13 protein-coding genes and 3 tRNA genes are annotated in these 17364 nt (G+C 71.1%); 11 read left to right on the top strand and 5 right to left on the bottom strand.

Annotated features, from left to right (window positions below; genetic code table 11):
- Nucleotides 1-6: 6 nt before the first annotated feature.
- Nucleotides 7-741 (top strand): sirohydrochlorin chelatase, encoded by a 735-nt coding sequence (locus tag ACIRR9_RS46530; RefSeq protein ID WP_403765227.1) that lies wholly within the window; start codon nt 7-9, stop codon nt 739-741.
- 238 nt (nt 742-979) lie between these two features.
- Here ACIRR9_RS46530 and ACIRR9_RS46525 read toward each other — a convergent pair whose 3' ends face one another.
- Nucleotides 980-1237 (bottom strand): hypothetical protein, encoded by a 258-nt coding sequence (locus tag ACIRR9_RS46525; RefSeq protein WP_403765225.1) that lies wholly within the window; start codon nt 1235-1237, stop codon nt 980-982.
- Between the two features lie 182 nt (nt 1238-1419).
- Here ACIRR9_RS46525 and ACIRR9_RS46520 point away from each other — a divergent pair, with 182 nt between their 5' ends.
- The 7 genes from ACIRR9_RS46520 to ACIRR9_RS46490 all read left to right on the top strand — a co-directional run bounded on the left by ACIRR9_RS46520 (nt 1420) and on the right by ACIRR9_RS46490 (nt 10728).
- Nucleotides 1420-1953 carry a PadR family transcriptional regulator gene (locus ACIRR9_RS46520; RefSeq protein ID WP_403765223.1) on the top strand — a complete coding sequence of 178 codons (534 nt, stop codon included), beginning with the start codon at nt 1420-1422 and terminating at the stop codon, nt 1951-1953.
- Nucleotides 1950-2687: an ABC transporter ATP-binding protein gene (locus ACIRR9_RS46515; protein WP_403765221.1), complete on the top strand. Its 738-nt coding sequence runs from the start codon at nt 1950-1952 to the stop codon at nt 2685-2687. Before ACIRR9_RS46520 ends, ACIRR9_RS46515 begins: the two co-directional genes overlap by 4 nt.
- A gap of 5 nt (nt 2688-2692) precedes the next feature.
- Entirely contained in the window at nt 2693-4471 is a 1779-nt protein-coding gene (locus ACIRR9_RS46510; protein ID WP_403765219.1) for an FtsX-like permease family protein, read from the top strand.
- Between the two features lie 189 nt (nt 4472-4660).
- A complete protein-coding gene (locus tag ACIRR9_RS46505) occupies nt 4661-5938 on the top strand; it encodes a deoxyguanosinetriphosphate triphosphohydrolase (protein WP_403765217.1) in 1278 nt (425 codons plus the stop codon).
- A gap of 148 nt (nt 5939-6086) precedes the next feature.
- The gene (locus tag ACIRR9_RS46500; protein ID WP_403765215.1) at nt 6087-7352 is read left to right on the top strand and encodes an NAD(P)/FAD-dependent oxidoreductase; all 1266 of its coding nucleotides are present in this window, start codon (nt 6087-6089) and stop codon (nt 7350-7352) included.
- Between the two features lie 58 nt (nt 7353-7410).
- Nucleotides 7411-9330 (top strand): DNA primase, encoded by a 1920-nt coding sequence (gene dnaG / locus ACIRR9_RS46495; RefSeq protein ID WP_403765213.1) that lies wholly within the window; start codon nt 7411-7413, stop codon nt 9328-9330.
- An 81-nt stretch (nt 9331-9411) separates the two neighbouring features.
- Entirely contained in the window at nt 9412-10728 is a 1317-nt protein-coding gene (locus ACIRR9_RS46490) for an RNA polymerase sigma factor (RefSeq protein WP_403765211.1), read from the top strand.
- 133 nt (nt 10729-10861) lie between these two features.
- Here ACIRR9_RS46490 and ACIRR9_RS46485 read toward each other — a convergent pair whose 3' ends face one another.
- From ACIRR9_RS46485 to ACIRR9_RS46470, 4 genes are all read right to left on the bottom strand, one after another.
- Nucleotides 10862-12790, bottom strand: a complete 1929-nt coding sequence (locus ACIRR9_RS46485) for an ABC transporter ATP-binding protein (RefSeq protein WP_403765209.1) — start codon at nt 12788-12790, stop codon at nt 10862-10864.
- Nucleotides 12790-14523: an ABC transporter ATP-binding protein gene (locus ACIRR9_RS46480; RefSeq protein ID WP_384568735.1), complete on the bottom strand. Its 1734-nt coding sequence runs from the start codon at nt 14521-14523 to the stop codon at nt 12790-12792. Before ACIRR9_RS46480 ends, ACIRR9_RS46485 begins: the two co-directional genes overlap by 1 nt.
- 143 nt (nt 14524-14666) lie before the next feature.
- On the bottom strand, nt 14667-16121 hold the full coding sequence (locus ACIRR9_RS46475; protein WP_403765207.1) for an FGGY-family carbohydrate kinase: 1455 nt from the start codon (nt 16119-16121) through the stop codon (nt 14667-14669).
- 175 nt (nt 16122-16296) lie between these two features.
- Nucleotides 16297-16599 carry a YtxH domain-containing protein gene (locus tag ACIRR9_RS46470; RefSeq protein ID WP_123977158.1) on the bottom strand — a complete coding sequence of 101 codons (303 nt, stop codon included), beginning with the start codon at nt 16597-16599 and terminating at the stop codon, nt 16297-16299.
- A gap of 144 nt (nt 16600-16743) precedes the next feature.
- Here ACIRR9_RS46470 and ACIRR9_RS46465 point away from each other — a divergent pair.
- The 3 genes from ACIRR9_RS46465 to ACIRR9_RS46455 all read left to right on the top strand — a co-directional run bounded on the left by ACIRR9_RS46465 (nt 16744) and on the right by ACIRR9_RS46455 (nt 17146).
- Nucleotides 16744-16816: transfer RNA gene (locus ACIRR9_RS46465), tRNA-Asn, on the top strand.
- Between the two features lie 5 nt (nt 16817-16821).
- Nucleotides 16822-16894, top strand: a tRNA-Asn gene (locus ACIRR9_RS46460).
- Between the two features lie 178 nt (nt 16895-17072).
- Nucleotides 17073-17146 (top strand) — tRNA-Ile (locus ACIRR9_RS46455).
- The last annotated feature ends 218 nt before the right edge of the window (nt 17147-17364 follow it).

The following is a 17364-nucleotide window of genomic DNA, read 5'->3' as shown; positions in this document are numbered from 1 at the left end:
CCTCGCATGACGGTGACCGACCTTTCCCCGCGCCCCGGCCCGCCCGCCCTGGTCCTCGTGGCCCACGGCAGCCGCGACCCGCGGGCGCTCAGCACCGTGCGGGCGCTCATGGACCGGGTGCGCGAGCTGCGCCCCGGTCTGCCCGTGCACCTCGGTCACATCGAGCTGAACGAGCCGCTGCTCCCGGACACCCTCGCCGCCCTCGGGGACACCCCCGCCGTACTGGTCCCGCTGCTGCTGAGCCGCGGCTACCACGTCAAGCAGGACATCCCGGAGATGGCGGCGGCCTCCCCGGCCCGGACCCGCGTCGCCGCCCCGCTGGGCCCGCACCCCCTCCTGGTCGACACCCTGCACGCCCGCCTGCTGGAGGCGGGCTGGCGCCACCGGCCCGCCAGTGCCGTGGTCCTGGCGGCGGCGGGCTCCCGCGACCCCGAGTCCAGGCTCGACACCCACCACACGGCCCAGCTCCTCTCGGAACGCCTGGGCGTCCCGGTCGTCCCGGCCTACGCGTCGGCGGCGACCCCGACGGTCGAGGAGGCGCTCACCGCCCTGAGGGCAAGGGGCCGCCACCGCATCGCCATCGCCTCCTACTTCACGGCCCCCGGCCGCTTCGCGACGGAGTGCGCGGCCCACGCCCCATGGATGGCGGCGGCACCGCTCGGAGCCCACGACGCGATGGCGGCTCTGATCCTGCACCGCTACGAGCAAGCACTGGGAGCCGAGCTGCCGGCAGTCGCCTAGGCCGTGTCCGGCAGTTGCGACGCGCCGGACCAGGCGATCACCTGGTCGAGCATGCCGCCCACTGCGGTGTCGAGGCCCTCCTGGGGGACGAAGGCGCCGCGGTGTGGAACGAGGGGCGTGTCGAGATGGTGGGCCGGGCGCGGACCGTGGCCACCTGGAGTTCGGCGCGAGCCGCAGCGCCTCGGCGGCCCGGGCTCCGGCGACCCAGCCGCCGTGACTGATGATCCCGGCGGCCTTGTCAGTTCCACTCCCGGTAGACGAAGGCCGGGGCGTTCTTCACGGCTTTGGGGTAGGCGCGGTTGTAGCCGTCGAAGCCGTCGATGAGTGCGCCCCGGGCGCGGGTGTGGTGGTGCTGGTCACCCGCACGGGAAAACGCGGCTTCGTCGAACGCACCCGGTACGGGGCCGATGGTCGCCGCGCGGGGATCGGGCTGACCGCCGAGGGTCGCCGCGCCGCCCAGAGCGCCATCCTCGTGCCCGGCGGCAGCATCCGCCACCGACGGCGCGTCCTGGACCGTGTCCCGCACCGCCCCCGACAGGCGTCGTCGCTACGGTCCTGGGCGTTGTCGGGCAGGCCCTGGGGTGTCCGTCCCGGGGCGCCGGCGTGCCGTTGCTCCGGGCCTCGGTTGACTCCTCTGACGGCTAACCGCTATCTATGGGCCAGCCGTTAGGGGGACGTATGCAGGACGTGGTGCTGGCGATGCTTGCGAAGGAGCCATCGCACGGCTACCACCTGCGCGAGTGGCTGCGGCGGGCACTCGGTCCGCTCGGTGAGTCGATGAACGCGGGCCAGATCTATGTGACGTTGGCCCGGCTGGAGCGGGCGGGACTGGTCGTCCGTGAACCGGCGGAAGGGCCGCAGGACCGGAAGGTGTACGCGCTGACCCCGGCGGGACAGCAGCGGGTGGCCGCCTGGCTGACCGAGGTGCACTGGCCGAAGCAGGACCTGACCGAGCTGCACCTGAAGCTCGCGGTGGCGCGAGCGGCCCGGCTGGCCGATCCGGTGGAGTTGGTGGACCTGCATCGCCGCGAGTTGATGGGACGCCTGCGGCAGACGCAACGCGCGCTGCTGGCCGAGCCGGACGGCTCGACGGCCGGTGTGCTGCTGGAGGGCGTCGCTCTGCGATTGCAGGCCGACCTGCGCTGGTTGCAGGCCTGCGAGCACTTTTGGGCGAAGACCGAGAACGCCGAGAGCAAAAGCGAGGGTGCATGAACCAGTTGGACGCGGTGCTGCGGGCCCGCGACCTGTCGAGGACCCATGGCCAGGGGGAGAGCCTGGTGCACGCGGTGGACGGTGTCGACCTGGACGTACGGGCCGGACAGCTGCTGGCCGTCATGGGGCCCAGCGGATGCGGTAAGTCCACATTGCTGCACCTGCTGGGCGGCCTGGAGCGGCCCACCGACGGAGAGGTGTGGCTGGACGGCCGGCGCATCGACACCCTCGGCGAACGGGCCCTGGCCCAACTGCGGCGCCGGTCGGTGGGCTTCGTCTTCCAGGCCTTTCACCTGGTCGAGGAACTGTCGGCGGCGGAGAACGTGGAACTGCCCGTGCTGCTGGCCGGAGGCTCGCTGCGCGCGGCCCGGCGTCGCGCGGACCAGTTGCTGGAGCAGGTCGGGCTGGCCGACCGTGCCCGGCATCTGCCCTGGCAGCTGTCGGGCGGGCAGCGCCAGCGGGCGGCCATCGCCCGCGCCCTGGCCAACGAGCCGCTGGTGCTGCTGGCCGACGAGCCGACCGGGAACCTGGACACCGCGGCCACCCTCGACGTGCTGCGGCTCTTCGACGACCTGCGTGCGGCGGGGCAGACGCTGGTGATCGTCACGCACGACGAGCGGGTCGCGGCCACCGCGGACCGGCTCGTGTCGATGCGCGACGGCAGACTCGTCGACGACTCCCGGACGGCTGACCGTGGACAGCCGATGGACGGCATCCTCGAGTGGGAGGGCTGACCGTCATGGGCCGCATCCTGCTCGTCCTCCGCCTCGTCCGGTCCGACGTACGCCGCCATCCCGGCCAGGCCGCGATGCTTCTCCTCTCCCTCACGGTGGCCACCGGCATGCTGGCCCTGGGCGGGGCGCTGGGCGGTGCGACCGAGACGCTCTACCGCCACACCCGCGCCGTCACGGCAGGGCCGGACGTGGTGGCGGTCTCCCCCGACGACTCCTCAGCCACGACCGCGACCCAGGCCTCGCTGACCGGCGACCCCGCGGTCGCCGCCCACAGCGGTCCCTACCTCCACTACTACTCGAAGCTCACGGCGAAGGGCTCCACCTCGTACGTGGTGGTGACGGCCGCCGCCGCGAAACCGGGCCCGGTGGACCGCCCGCTGGTGACCTCCGGTACCTGGGTACGCCCCGGAGGCGTCGTGGTCGAACGCGGCTTCGCCGCCGCGCTGGGCGTCCAGGTCGGCGACCGCGTCACCGTCGCCGGCCGCTCGGTGCCGGTCGTCGGGACAGCCGTGAGCGCTGCCACGACCGTCTATCCGTTCGCTCAGCTGACCGGTCCCGAGGGCGGGCCGAGCGACTACAGCGGTCTGGTCTGGATGAGCCAACGGGACACCCGGGCGCTGGCCGCCGAGGATCTGCCGGTGGCCTCTCTCCTCTACCTGAAGCTGCGCGACCCGGACGCGACCCAGGCGTTCGTGAACGCGCACCGCGGCCCCTCGGTCCACGCGACCTTCCAGAGCTGGCAGTTCATGATCGGTCAGGACGCCACGATCATCGAGGGCAGCCAGCCCATCCTGGTCGTCGGCAGCTGGCTGCTGAGCTTCCTCGCGATCGCCGGCGTGGCCACCCTTGCCGCGGGTCGCGCCGCCCGGCAGACCCGCCGCGTGGGACTCCTCAAGGCGGTCGGCGCCACGCCCGGGCTCATCGCCGCCGTCCTGCTCACCGAATACGTGACCCTGGCCCTGATCGCCGACGCACTCGGTCTGCTGGCCGCGCGGTTCACCCAGCCCGTCGTCGTCAACCCCACAGCAAGCCTGCTGACCACTTCCGCCGGGCCGAGCGGCGGCGTCATCACCGTCACCACCGTCGTCGCCCTGGCCGTGGCCCTCCTGACCACCCTCGGCCCGACCCTGCGGGCCATGCGCACCGAGACCGTCGCCGCCCTGTCGGACACACCACGCCGCCCCGATCAGCGGGCCCGGCTGACCCCACTGGCCGCGGTGCTGCCGGTCCCGGTCCTGCTCGGGTTGCGCCTGATCGCCCGCCGGCCCGGCCGCGCGTTCCTGCAGGCGTGCAGCGTCACGGCCACCGTCATCACGATCACAGCACTCCTGGTGATCTTCGTTCAGCGCCGGGTGAGCTACGGGATCGACTCGCCCCACCTGGGCAGCCTGAAGGACGCGCAGAGCCGGCACATGATCGTCGCCGTCGCCGCCGCGCTGGTAGTCCTCGCCGCCGTGAACACCCTCACGACCACGTGGACCACGGCATGGGAGGCCCGGCACACCATGGCCGTCGCACGCGCACTCGGCGCCACCCCCGGACAGGTCACGGCCGGGCTGTCCGCCGCACAACTCCTGCCCGCCGTGCCCGGCGCCGTCGTCGGCATCCCCCTGGGCATCGCCTTCTGCTGGCCCTTCAGCGCCGCGAACACGGTGTACCCCCCGGCGTGGTGGCTGTTCGGCGCCGCACTCGCGACCGTGCTGGTCACAGCCGCCCTCACCGCCGTGCCCGCCCGCATCGCGGCCCGCCGGTCCGTCGCACAGACCCTCGGCGCAGCCGCCTAGAAGCGGCTCACCGGGCAGACACGGCACGGCAACGCGCCCCTTCGGGGGCGCGGGGCTGCAGCAATGTGCGGCTCCGCCGCGTGGGCGCGACAAGCCACAACGCACCCGCACCCGCCCGACAACCCAACCCGGCAGATCAGCAGGCGCACCAAACACCCATTTGTCACTACCGCCCCGTACTGTCGAACCATGGCAGTCCCCGCACCCGCACCTTCGGCCTACGACCCGGCGTCAGCCGACCGCTGGGCCCCCGAACCCGACAAACGCCCCGGCCGCACCGCCTTCCAACGCGACCGCGCCCGCATCCTGCACAGCGCGGCGCTCCGCAGGCTCGCCGGCAAGACCCAGGTCGTCACCCCCGGCACCGCCACCCAGCTCTGGGACGCCAGCCCCCGCACCCGTCTCACCCACTCCCTCGAATGCGCCCAGGTCGGCCGTGAGCTGGGCGCGGCCCTCGGCTGCGACCCGGACCTGGTGGAGGCCGCCTGCCTCTCGCACGACCTCGGTCACCCGCCCTTCGGCCACAACGGCGAACAGGCGCTCAACGAGTTCGCCGACGACTGCGGCGGTTTCGAGGGCAACGCCCAGTCACTGAGGCTCCTCAGCCGTATCGAGCCCAAGCGGTTCACCCCGGAGGGCTCCGTCGGCCTCAACCTCACCCGCGCCGCCCTCGACGCCGCCACCAAGTACCCGTGGCAGCGCGGCGCGCACCCCACCGACCCGGCGTCCCCCAAGTTCGGTGTGTACGAGGACGACCGGCCGGTCTTCGACTGGGTCCGCAAGGAGGCCCCCGGCACCCGCACCTGCTTCGAGGCCCAGGTCATGGACTGGTCCGACGACGTCGCCTACTCCGTGCACGACGTAGAGGACGGCCTGCACGCCGGTCATATCGACCCCAACTGCCTGTACGCGGAGGCCGAACGGCAGGAGGTGTTCGCCGTGGCCATCGGCCGGTACGTGCCCGCCGGCACCGACCCCGCCGAACTCGCCGCCGCCCTCGACCGGCTCCAGGGCGAGGAGTGGTGGCCGGACTCCTACGACGGCACCGCGGTCGCCCAGGCCCGCCTCAAGGACGCCACCAGCCAGCTCATCGGCCGCTTCTGCCTGGCCGCGGAGGGCGCGACCCGCGAGGCGTACGGCGGCGGCCGGCTCACCCGCTACGGCGCCGAACTCGTCGTACCGCGCGAGGCCCGGACGGAGTGTGCGGTGCTCAAGGCGATCGCCCACCGGTATGTCATGCAGCGCGCCGAGCAGGAGAGACTCCGGGCCGATCAGCGCGTCGTCGTGGCCGAACTCGCGCACGCGCTCACCGCCCGGGCGCCGGACGGGCTCGACCCGCAGTTCCGGGCCCTGTTCGACGCGGCGGGCGACGACCGGGCCCGTAAGCGCGTGATCGTCGATCAGATCGCCTCGCTCACCGACGCCTCCGCGCGGTCATTGCATGCGAGGCTGACGGGGCGTATGTGAACAAATGGTGACCCTCCGTGGCCTGATCGGGTCATGATCGTGCCAGTGGAGGTCACTCCCTCTTCCCGCATCACGCTGCGTGCGGGAGGCTCACAGTGCGGCGCATGTGGGCGGCATATGTGGCAGCACCCTTACGAGGAGGCTTCAAGTGGTCGACGCGGACCAGACATTCGTCATCGTCGGTGGCGGACTCGCCGGCGCGAAGGCGGCCGAGACGCTCCGGGCCGAGGGTTTCAGCGGCCGGGTGATACTGATCTGCGACGAACGCGACCACCCCTACGAGCGGCCGCCGCTCTCCAAGGGCTACCTGCTCGGCAAGGAGGAACGCGACACCGTCTTCGTGCACGAGCCCGCCTGGTACGCGCAGAACGACGTCGAACTGCACCTCGGGCAGACCGTCGACCGGATCGACCGGGCCGCGAAGACCGTCCGGTTCGGTGACGACGGCACGCTCGTCCACTACGACAAGCTGCTGCTCGCCACCGGTGCCGAACCCCGCCGCCTCGACATCCCCGGCACCGACCTGGCCGGCGTCCACCATCTGCGCCGCCTCGCCCACGCCGAGCGCCTCAAGGGGGTTCTCGCCGCCCTCGGCCGGGACAACGGGCACCTCGTCATCGCGGGCGCCGGCTGGATCGGCCTGGAGGTCGCGGCCGCGGCGCGGACGTACGGCGCCGAGGTCACCGTCATCGACCACGGGCCGACCCCGCTGCACGGCGTGCTCGGGCCCGAGCTGGGCAACGTCTTCGCCCAGCTGCACCGGGAGCACGGGGTCCGCTTCCACTTCGGGGTGCAGCTCACCGAGATCGTCGGCCAGGACGGCATGGTCCTCGCCGCCCGCACCGACGACGGCGAGGAGCACCCGGCGCACGACGTCCTCGCGGCGATCGGCGCGGCGCCGCGCATCGGCCTCGCGGAGGCGGCCGGGCTGGAGATCGCCGACCGGGCGTACGGCGGAGGCGTCGTCGCCGACGAACGGCTGCGGACGTCCGACCCGGACATCTTCGTCGCCGGTGACGTGGCCTCCTTCCCGCACGCCCTGTTCGACACCCGGCTCCGGGTGGAGCACTGGGCCAACGCGCTGAACGGCGGTCCGGCGGCGGCCCGCTCGATGCTCGGCCAGGACGTGACGTACGACCGCATGCCCTACTTCTTCACCGACCAGTACGACCTGGGCGTGGAGTACAGCGGCTGGGCGCCGCCCGGGTCGTACGACGAGGTGGTCATCCGGGGCGACGCGGGCAAGCGCGAGTTCATCGCCTTCTGGCTGAAGGAGGGCAGGGTGCTGGCCGGGATGAACGTGAACGTGTGGGATGTCACAGAGGACATCCAGAAGCTCGTCCGCAGCGCGGAACCGGTGAACACCGAGGCCCTCGCAGACCCGAAGACCCCCCTCGACAGCCTGCTGCCCTGACGGCCCAGGGCTCTCTCCGGACGACGGGACTGTCGGTCCGCCCCCGTAGAATTCACCCGTGGCTGGACGGATCAATGACGAGGATGTGAAGGCGGTACGGGACGCGGTCCCGATCGACGCCGTCGTGTCCGAGTACCTCCAGCTGCGCAACGCGGGCGGCGGGAACCTCAAGGGACTGTGCCCGTTCCACGACGAGAAGTCGCCGTCCTTCCAGGTCAGCCCGAGCAAGGGGCTCTTCCACTGCTTCGGCTGCCAGGAGGGCGGCGACACCCTCACCTTCGTGATGAAGGTGGACCACCTCTCCTTCTCGGAGGCGGTGGAGCGACTGGCCGGCCTGGCCGGCATCACCCTGCGCTACGAGGAGGGCGGGTACAACCCGGCCCACCAGCGCGGCGAGCGGATCCGGCTGGTCGAGGCGCACAAGACCGCCGCCGTCTGGTACGCGGAGCAGCTCGCCACCAGCCCCGAGGCCGAGACCGGCCGCCTCTTCCTCGCCGAGCGCGGCTTCGACCAGGCCGCCGCCGTCCACTTCGGCGTCGGCTACAGCCCCCAGGGCTGGGACCACCTCACCCGCTATCTGCGCGGCCAGGGCTTCACCGACAAGGAGCTGCTGCTGTCGGGGCTGTCGCAGGAGGGCCGGCGCGGGCCCATCGACCGGTTCCGGGGCCGCCTCATGTGGCCGATCCGGGACATCGGCGGCGAGGTCGTCGGCTTCGGCGCCCGCAAGCTGTACGAGGCCGACAACGGGCCCAAGTACCTCAACACGCCCGAGACCGCGATCTACAAGAAGTCCCAGGTCCTGTACGGCATCGACCTCGCCAAGCAGCACATCGCGAAGTCCAGCCGCGCGGTCGTGGTCGAGGGCTACACCGACGTCATGGCCTGCCATCTGGCCGGCGTGACGACGGCCATCGCCACCTGCGGTACGGCCTTCGGCGGCGAGCACATCAAGATCCTCCGCCGGCTGCTGATGGACAACGGCTCGGCCCGCGTGATCTTCACCTTCGACGGCGACGCGGCCGGCCAGAAGGCGGCCCTGCGCGCCTTCGAGGACGACCAGAAGTTCGCCGCAGAGACTTACATCGCCATCGCCCCCGACGGCATGGACCCCTGCGAGCTGCGCCTCGCCAAGGGCGACGAGGCGGTCGCCGACCTGGCCGAACCCCGCACCCCGCTCTTCGAGTTCGCGCTCCGTCAGATGGTCGCCCGCTACGACCTGGACACCCCGGCGGGCCGCGCGGCCGCCCTGGACGAGGCCGCGCCGATCGTCGCCCGGATCAAGAACAGCGGCGCCCAGCACGAGGTCGCCGTCCAGCTCGCCGGCATGCTCGGCATCCTCGACACCCAGTTCGTGGTCAAGCGGGTGGCCCAGCTGGCCCGTTGGGCCCGCGAGAAGGGCGGCGCCGGCGGCGGCAGGAACTCCGCCCCGGGACGCGGCCCGCAGCAGCCGTCGTACGACAACGGCGCCTCGCGCCCGGCCGTCTCCGGCCCCGCCCTCAACCTGCGCAACGCCGTCTTCGCCACCGAGCGCGAGCTGCTGAAACTCGCCCTGCAGCGCCCGGAGCTGGTCTCCCCGGCCTTCGACGCCTACGGCATCGACGAGTTCACCGCCGAGCCCTACGCGGCCGTACGCCTGGCCATCATGGAGGCGGGCGGCGCCGAGTACGGCGTCCAGGACTCGCAGGAGTACCTGGTCCGGGTCCGCGATACGGCACCCGACGACACCGTCCGCGCCATGGTCACGGAACTCGCCGTCGAGGCGATCATGCGGCGCACCGTCGACGAGAACTACGCGGGCGAGCAACTCGTGACCGTCCGCCGCCGGGCCGTGGAACGCCGTATCCACGAGATCCAGATCACCCTCACCCGGCTGGGCAGCAACGCCGACCCGGCACAACTCGCGGCCGTACAGAACGAGTTGTGGGTGCTCCAGCAGTACGACCAGGCCCTGCGGGCACACGGCGCCGCCGCTCTCTGAGCAGGCGGTCACGAGCCGGACGCAAAAAGTCACCGCACGCCCCTCGTGGCGGCGATGTGTCTTACCCCACACTGGGTTGCGGTGCCTGAGTCCTCGGAGCGCGGCCGGCCCGTCCCGGACGGGTCCCACACCCCCGCCGTTCCACTCATCGCGTACGGGACGGACAGCGGCGAGGCCGTCGTCTCCGCTCCCGAAGTACCGCTGCCGCACCCCCTGGCAGCGATCATCCTGGAGGTCGCCCCCGTGCAGACCCAGACCCTGACCCAGACAGACAGCAGCACGCTCACGGACGAGCCGGAAGCCGAGACCGACGTCTACGCCGGTGTGCCACCGCAGAGCCGGGTGGCGCTGCACCCCGAGACGGAGACGGAGCGGGAGCCCTCGGCCGAGCCGGAGGGCCCGCCGCCGGAGGAGCTCACGGCCGACGCGGCGGAGCCGGAGCCGGAGCCCGCCGAACCGCGCGCCGCCGCCCGCGCCGACACCGGCGGCCCTTCCTCGGACCTGTTCCGCCAGTACCTGCGCGAGATCGGCCGTATCCCGCTGCTCACCGCCGCCGAGGAGGTCGAACTCGCCCGCCGGGTCGAGGCCGGCCTGTTCGCCGAGGAGAAGCTGGTCGCCGACCCCGGCCTGGACGGCGAACTCGCCCTCGACCTCGACCGGCTGGTCGTGATGGGCCGCATGGCCAAACGCCGCCTCATCGAGGCGAACCTGCGGCTGGTGGTGTCGGTGGCGAAGCGGTACGTCGGCCGGGGCCTGACCATGCTCGACCTGGTCCAGGAGGGCAACCTCGGCCTGATCCGCGCCGTCGAGAAGTTCGACTACGCCCGCGGCTACAAGTTCTCGACGTACGCGACCTGGTGGATCCGCCAGGCGATGTCGCGTGCGCTGGCCGACCAGGCCCGCACGATCCGCGTCCCGGTGCACGTGGTGGAGCTCATCAACCGGGTGGTGCGGGTGCAGCGCCGGATGCTCCAGGAGCGGGGCTACGAGCCGACACCGGACGAGGTGGCCGCGCACCTGGATCTGGCGCCGGAGAGGGTGGGCGAGGTACTCCGCCTCGCCCAGGAACCGGTGTCGCTGCATGCGCCGGTCGGCGAGGAGGACGATGTCGCCCTCGGTGACCTGATCGAGGACGGGGATGCGGCGAGCCCGGTGGAGTCGGCCGCGTTCCTGCTCCTGCGGGAGCACCTGGAGGCGGTGCTGTCGACGCTGGGGGAGCGGGAGCGGAAGGTCGTACAGCTGCGGTACGGGCTGGCCGACGGGCGTCCTCGGACCCTGGAGGAGATCGGGCGGATCTTCGGCGTCACGCGGGAGCGGATCCGGCAGATCGAGTCGAAGACGCTCAACAAGCTCCGGGACCATGCTTTTGCGGACCAGCTGAGGGGCTATCTGGACTGACGCCGGGTGCGGGTGCGTGGGGGCCGGCCGCGCAGTTCCTCCCCCAGCCTTCGGCCGGGGGTACCCCCAGCACCCCTGAAGGGGCGCTTCAGCGCGGGTGGGTGAGAAGTTCACCCACCCGCGCCCGGCCACCTCAGTCCACCTCGGCCACCGCCTGCGCGAACTGCGCCTTGTACAGCCGGGCGTACGCGCCGTCGGCCGCCAGCAGGTCCGCGTGTGCGCCCTGTTCGACGATCGAACCGTTCTCCATCACCAGGATCGTGTCCGCGTCCCGGATCGTCGACAGGCGGTGGGCGATGACGAACGACGTGCGGCCGTCCGCCAGTTTGGCCATCGCCTTCTGGATCAGGACCTCGGTGCGGGTGTCGACCGAGGACGTCGCCTCGTCGAGGACCAGGATCGTCGGGTCGGACAGGAACGCCCGCGCGATGGTGATGAGCTGCTTCTCACCGGCGCTGACGCCCGTGCCCTCGTCGTCGATCACGGTGTCGTAGCCCTCGGGCAGGGTGCGGACGAACCGGTCCGCGTGGGCCGCCCGCGCCGCCTCCTCGATCTCGCCCCGCGTGACCTCGCGGGAGGCGCCGTACGCGATGTTCTCCGCGATGGTGCCGCCGAACAGCCAGGTGTCCTGGAGCACCATGCCGATCCCGGCGCGGAGTTCGTCCCGGGACATGTGGGTGACGTCGACGCCGTCCAGGGTGATCCGGCCGCCGGAGACCTCGTAGAACCGCATCAGCAGGTTCACCAGCGTGGTCTTGCCGGCGCCGGTCGGGCCGACGATCGCGACCGTGTGACCGGGTTCGACCGTCAGGGACAGGTCCTCGATGAGCGGCTTCTCGGGGTCGTAGCGGAAGGAGACGTGCTCCAGGTCCACCCGGCCGCGCAGTTCGGCGGGGCGCTCGCCCGGCACCGGGTCGGCCTCCTGCTCCTCCGCGTCGAGGAGTTCGAAGATCCGCTCGGCCGACGCGACACCCGACTGCACCAGGTTGGCCATGGAGGCGACCTGGGTCAGCGGCATCGAGAACTGCCGGGAGTACTGGATGAACGCCTGGACGTCACCGATGGAGAGCGCGCCCGACGCGACCCGGAGACCGCCGACGACCGCCACCAGCACGTAGTTCAGGTTCGACACGAACATCATCAGCGGCTGCATCACACCGCTGTTGAACTGCGCCTTGAACCCGGCCTCGTACAGTGCGTCGTTCTGCTCGGCGAACTGCTGCGCCGACTCGTCCTGGCGGCCGAACACCTTCACCAGGGTGTGCCCGGTGTACATCTCCTCGACGTGGGCGTTCAGCTTGCCGGTGGAACGCCACTGCTGCACGAAGTGCGGCTGGGAGCGCTTGCCGATGCGGGTGGCGACCACGAAGGACAGCGGCACCGTCGCCAGCGCTACCAGAGCCAGCAGCCAGGACACCCAGAACATCACCGCGAGCACACCGATGATGGTCAGCACCGAGTTGATGAGCTGGCCCATCGACTGCTGGAGCGTCTGGCCGATGTTGTCGATGTCGTTGGTGGCGCGGGAGAGGACCTCGCCGCGCTGGCGCTTGTCGAAGTAGGACAGGGGGAGCCGGGACAGCTTCGCCTGGACCTCCTCGCGCATCCGGTACATCGTGCGGTTGACGGACCGGTTGACGAGCCGGGTCGCCACCGCCATCAGCAGGCCGGCGACCAGGTACGTACAGAGCGCGATGAGCAGGACGTTGCCGACCTGACCGAAGTCGATGCCCTTGCCCGGGGTGAAGTCGGTGCTCTTGAGCATGTCGGCGACGGTGCCCCGGCCCCGCTCGCGCATGCCCGCCAGCACCTGGTCCTTGGTGGCGCCGGCCGGCATCTGCTTGCCGATGACACCGGCGAAGACCAGGTCGGTGGCCTTGCCGAGGATCTTGGGGCCGATCACGTTGAGGGTGACGCTCGCGACCACGCAGACCAGCAGCACGTAGATCGTGACGCGTTCGGGTTTGAACCGGGCGACCAGTCGTTTGCCCGAGTTCTTGAAGTCCATCGAGCGCGTGTCGGGGCCGCCCCCGGCCATCATGCGTCCCATGGGCCCGGCCATCAGGCAGCCTCCGCTTCCGTCAGCTGGGAGAGCACGATCTCCCGGTAGGTCTCGTTGTCGGCCATGAGTTCACGGTGGCGGCCGGTGCCGACGACCCGTCCCTCGTCGAGGACGACGATCCGGTCGGCGTCCCTGATGGTCGCCACCCGCTGGGCGACGATGACGACGGTCGCCTCGGCGGTCTCCCGGCCGAGCGCGGCGCGCAGGGCCGCGTCGGTCGCGTAGTCGAGGGCGGAGAAGGAGTCGTCGAAGAGGTAGATCTCCGGGCGCTGCACGAGCGTACGGGCGATGGCGAGCCGCTGCCGCTGGCCGCCCGAGACATTCGTACCGCCCTGCGCGATGGGCGCGTTCAGCCCGCCCTCCAGCTTCTCGACGAAGCCCTTGGCCTGCGCCACCTCCAGCGCGTGCCAGAGCTCCTCGTCGGTGGCGTCCGGGTTGCCGTAGCGCAGGTTGGTGGCCACGGTGCCCGCGAACAGGTACGGCTTCTGCGGGACCAGGCCGACCGTCTTCGCGAGCAGCTTCGGGTCGAGCTCCGAGACGCTCTCACCGTCCACGAGGACCTGGCCGTCCGTGGCGTCGAAGAGCCGGGACACAAGACCGAGCAGGGTGGACTTGCCGCTGCCGGTGGAGCCGATCACGGCGGTCACCTCGCCGGGCCGGGCGACCAGGTCGACGGCCTTGAGGACCGGCTCCTCGGCACCCGGATAGCAGAAGCCCACGCCGCGGATCTCCAGATGGCCGTGCCGGCGCAGCTCGGTGACCGGGGCGAGCGGCGGGACGACGCTGGACTCGGTGTCCAGGACCTCCTCGATGCGCTCGGCGCAGACCTCCGCGCGCGGCACCATCATGAACATGAAGGTGGCCATCATCACGGACATCACGATCTGCATCAGGTAGGCGAGGAACGCGGTCAGGTCACCGATCGCCATCTGGCCGCTGTTGATGCGATGGGCGCCGAACCAGACCACGGCGATCGACGACACGTTCACCGTCGTCATGACGATCGGGAACATCAGCGCCAGCATGTTGCCGGTGGCGAGCTGCATCTCGGTCAGGTCGCCGTTGGCCTTCCCGAACCGGCCCTGCTCGTACTCGTCGCGAACGAAGGCGCGGATCACCCGGTTGCCGGTGATCTGCTCGCGCAGCACCCGGTTCACCGTGTCCAGCCGCACCTGCATGGCCCGGAACAGCGGCCGCAGCCGGCGCACGATCAGGGTCACCGAGATACCCAGCACCGGTACGACGGCGACCAGCACCCCGGACAGCGGAACGTCCAGGCCGAGGGCGAGCACGATCCCGCCGACACACATGATGGGCGCCGACGCCATCAGGGTGAACGCCATCAGGACCAGCATCTGGACCTGCTGTACGTCGTTCGTCGTACGGGTGATGAGCGAGGGCGCCCCGAAGTGACCGACCTCACGCGAGGAGAAGGACTGCACCCGGTCGAAGACGGCGGCACGCACATCGCGGCCGAGCGCCGACGCGGTCTTGGCGCCGTAGTACACGGCACCGATGTTGCACACCACCTGAGCGAGCGAGATGCCGATCATCAGGGCGCCGAAGGACAGGATGTAATCCGTGTCACCCTTCACGACGCCGTTGTCGATGATGTGTGCGTTGAGCGTGGGCAGGTAGAGAGTGGCGCAGGTCTGCAGGAACTGCAGCAGCACCAGGATGGAGATGGGTTTCCTGTAGGGCCTGAGATAGGTCCGCAGAAGTCGTATGAGCACGCTACGTCTCTCGGAGTCGGCGGTGGGGGCGGGGTCGCTTGCCCGAACGGGCGGGATCGCTTGCCCTAGGCCCCTATCGTCCGACACTCCACCCGCGTTACCTCAACCGAATTAACCCGGCAGCGCAGATGTGCTTCGCGGCATTACGACCGGAACGCCCCCGGATGGGTCTGCTCCCGCACCGACACGTACTGCTGCCGCACCGCCTGTCCGACCGCCAGCTCGTCCCCGGGCTCCAGCACCTGCGCCGCCGGACCCTGCCACATCGGCGGGTTGCGCGGGTCCAGTGTGCCCTGCGACACACCCAGCGCCCAGGCCGCCTGCCGGGCCGCCCCGATCGCCGCGTAGTCCGCCGGCTGCGGTACGACGACCTGCGCGCCGAACAGCATCGGCGCCGCCGCCTGTACGGCCGGCAGCTCGGCGGCCCCGCCGAGCAGGAAGACCCGCCGTACCTCCACCCCGCGCCCGCGCAGCACGTCCAGCGCGTCGGCGAGCCCGCACAGCATCCCCTCGAAGGAGGCCCGCGCGAGATGCTCGGCCTTCATCGACTCCCGCCGCAGCCCGGCCAGCGTCCCGGCGGTGTGCGGCAGGTTCGGCGTCCGCTCGCCCTCCAGGTAGGGCAGCATGACCAGCCCGTGCGAGCCGGGCGTCGACTTCATCGCCAGGTCGGACAGGCTCTCCAGATCGGGCAGCCCGAGCAGCTCGGAGGTGCCGCGCAGGGTCCGTACGGCGTTGAGCGTGGTGACGACCGGCAGATGCATGCCGGTCGCGTCGGCCAGCGAGGTGATCATGCCGGAGCTGTCGGAGAGCGCCTCCGGGTGCACGGCCATGACCGACCCCGAGGCGCCCAACGACACCACGGCGTCCCCGAACCCGATCCCCAGCCCGAAGGCGGCGGCCATCGTCTCGCCGGTCCCCGCGGAGATCAGCAGCCCCTCCGGGGTCGTACCGGCCGCGTCGGACGGCCCGATCACCTCGGGCAGCATCACCTGATGCCCCAGGGCGAGTTCGACCAGGTCCGGCCGGTACCCGCCGGTGGCCGCCGACCAGTACCCGGTCCCGGAGGCGCCCCCACGATCGGTGGTCCTCCTGACCGGCCGCCCCAGCAACTGCCACACCAGCCAGTCATGGGCCTGCAGCAGTACGGCGGTCCGCCGGGCGTTCTCCGGCTCGGTCCTCGCCAGCCAGCGCAGCTTGGTGACCGGATGCCCGGCCTGTGGGACGGTCCCCACCGCCTGCGCCCAGGCCTCGCGCCCACCGAGCGCGTCGATGAGATCGGCCGCCGCGACCTGGGCGCGCTTGTCGCCGCCGACCATGGCCGGGCGGACGGTGTTGCCCTGGGCGTCCAGCGGGACCACCGCGTTCTGCTGCGCGGACACGCCGATGGCCTGCACGCCCTCCAGGAGCCCGCCGCCGGCCGCCTCGCCGAGGGAGAGCAGCCAGGCCTGCGGGTCGACGTCACTGGGGCGCGCCGCGCCGTCCGGCGTCTCGACCGGGTGCGGTGCGTATCCCTGGCGGAGCACCGCACCGGTGTCCGCGTCGCAGACCACGATGCGAGTGAAATCGGGTGAGCTGTCCAACCCGGCGACTATCCCCATGCCCGAAATTCTGCCGCACGCTCCGCTGTGGTTTGGCCGACGGGAGCCGTTCGGGGGAGGGCCGGGTGTCGGGTGCGGGTGCGTGGGGGCTGGTCGCGCCCGTGCGGCGGAGCCGCAAATCGATACGGCCCCGCGCCCCTGGGGGGTTGGGGCCGGCCGCGTCGAGAAGTGGACGCTACGTGTTGCTGGTGCCCCAGTCGTCGGCTCCGTCGGCCTGGCTGCGCTCGCGCAGGGAGCGGACCCGGGACGCCACCGAGTCGGGCATACGGTCGCCGACCTTTGCGCTGACCGAGTGGAAGGCCTTGCCGGCGATCTCGCGGCTCTGCTGGGCGGCGGTCTCCGCGGTGTTGCGGACCGCGGGGTTCTGGGCGACCTGGCGGGCGGACTTCTTCAGCTGCTCGTAGCGCTCGCGTCCGGCCCTGGTCCCGAGCACGTAACCCAGAGCGAGCCCGACGACGAACGTGAGCTTGTAGCGCATGACGGCCACCCTTCCCTCATGGGGAGTCTCGTGGAGGAGTACCGATTGGCGGAGCACCCCCCTGCTTGCGCTAATGTATGTGTCGCAGCGAGCGAGCGCCCCCTGGCGAATACCCAGGTAGGTACGTTCGATGCAACGAGGCATTCCTCCGTAGCTCAATTGGCAGAGCAGCCGGCTGTTAACCGGCAGGTTACTGGTTCGAGTCCAGTCGGGGGAGCTCGGTCCTCCGTAGCTCAATTGGCAGAGCAGCCGGCTGTTAACCGGCAGGTTACTGGTTCGAGTCCAGTCGGGGGAGCATGCTGAACGAGGGCCCCTTGCGGGGTCCTTTTTCATGTCCGCGGGAACCGCTGGGCCTGCGACGATGTCCTCAAGGTCGGGAACGACCGCAGAAGCCGACCATCCGAAGCAGGAGATCGTATGAGCGGCTATGCTGCGGCAGACGGCGCGCACACTTGTACGCGACACGCCGCCGTGGGGCGGTAGCTCAGCCGGTTAGAGCAGCGGACTCATAATCCGTCGGCCGTGGGTTCGAGTCCCACCCGCCCCACTGTGCAGGTCTGTGACCTGTGGAAATGTCTCATCTGAAGTGTGGATTCAGGGCTTTGGCGAAAGGGACTGAATCCGCTGCTCGTGAGTTCAACAGTGTTGCCGTCGGGGTCAGTTCGAGCCGCTCTGACGCGTAAATAGGTGCAGGTCAGGTGGTGTTTGGGCAGGGCTGGGTGCCCGGTGGCTGTGGGCCGCCGGGTGTCTGGTCTTCTGGTCAGG

Origin of the sequence: Streptomyces sp. NPDC101234 (assembly GCF_044767525.1) — a bacterium.
GTDB classification, from domain to species: Bacteria; Actinomycetota; Actinomycetes; order Streptomycetales; family Streptomycetaceae; genus Streptomyces; species Streptomyces sasae.
Note: the sequence above shows the minus strand (reverse complement) of the source record. Positions and strands in the feature narration are given on the sequence as shown.

Bases quoted from the DNA above. Each gene is read 5' to 3' on its own strand.
- ACIRR9_RS46530 (WP_403765227.1), top strand. From the start codon at position 7: ATGACGGTGACCGACCTTTCCCCGCGCCCCGGCCCGCCCGCCCTGGTC.
- ACIRR9_RS46520 (WP_403765223.1), top strand. From the start codon at position 1,420: ATGCAGGACGTGGTGCTGGCGATGCTTGCGAAGGAGCCATCGCACGGC.
- ACIRR9_RS46515 (WP_403765221.1), top strand. From the start codon at position 1,950: ATGAACCAGTTGGACGCGGTGCTGCGGGCCCGCGACCTGTCGAGGACC.
- ACIRR9_RS46510 (WP_403765219.1), top strand. From the start codon at position 2,693: ATGGGCCGCATCCTGCTCGTCCTCCGCCTCGTCCGGTCCGACGTACGC.
- ACIRR9_RS46505 (WP_403765217.1), top strand. From the start codon at position 4,661: ATGGCAGTCCCCGCACCCGCACCTTCGGCCTACGACCCGGCGTCAGCC.
- ACIRR9_RS46485 (WP_403765209.1), bottom strand. From the start codon at position 12,790: ATGGCCGGGCCCATGGGACGCATGATGGCCGGGGGCGGCCCCGACACG.
- ACIRR9_RS46475 (WP_403765207.1), bottom strand. From the start codon at position 16,121: ATGGGGATAGTCGCCGGGTTGGACAGCTCACCCGATTTCACTCGCATC.
- ACIRR9_RS46470 (WP_123977158.1), bottom strand. From the start codon at position 16,599: ATGCGCTACAAGCTCACGTTCGTCGTCGGGCTCGCTCTGGGTTACGTG.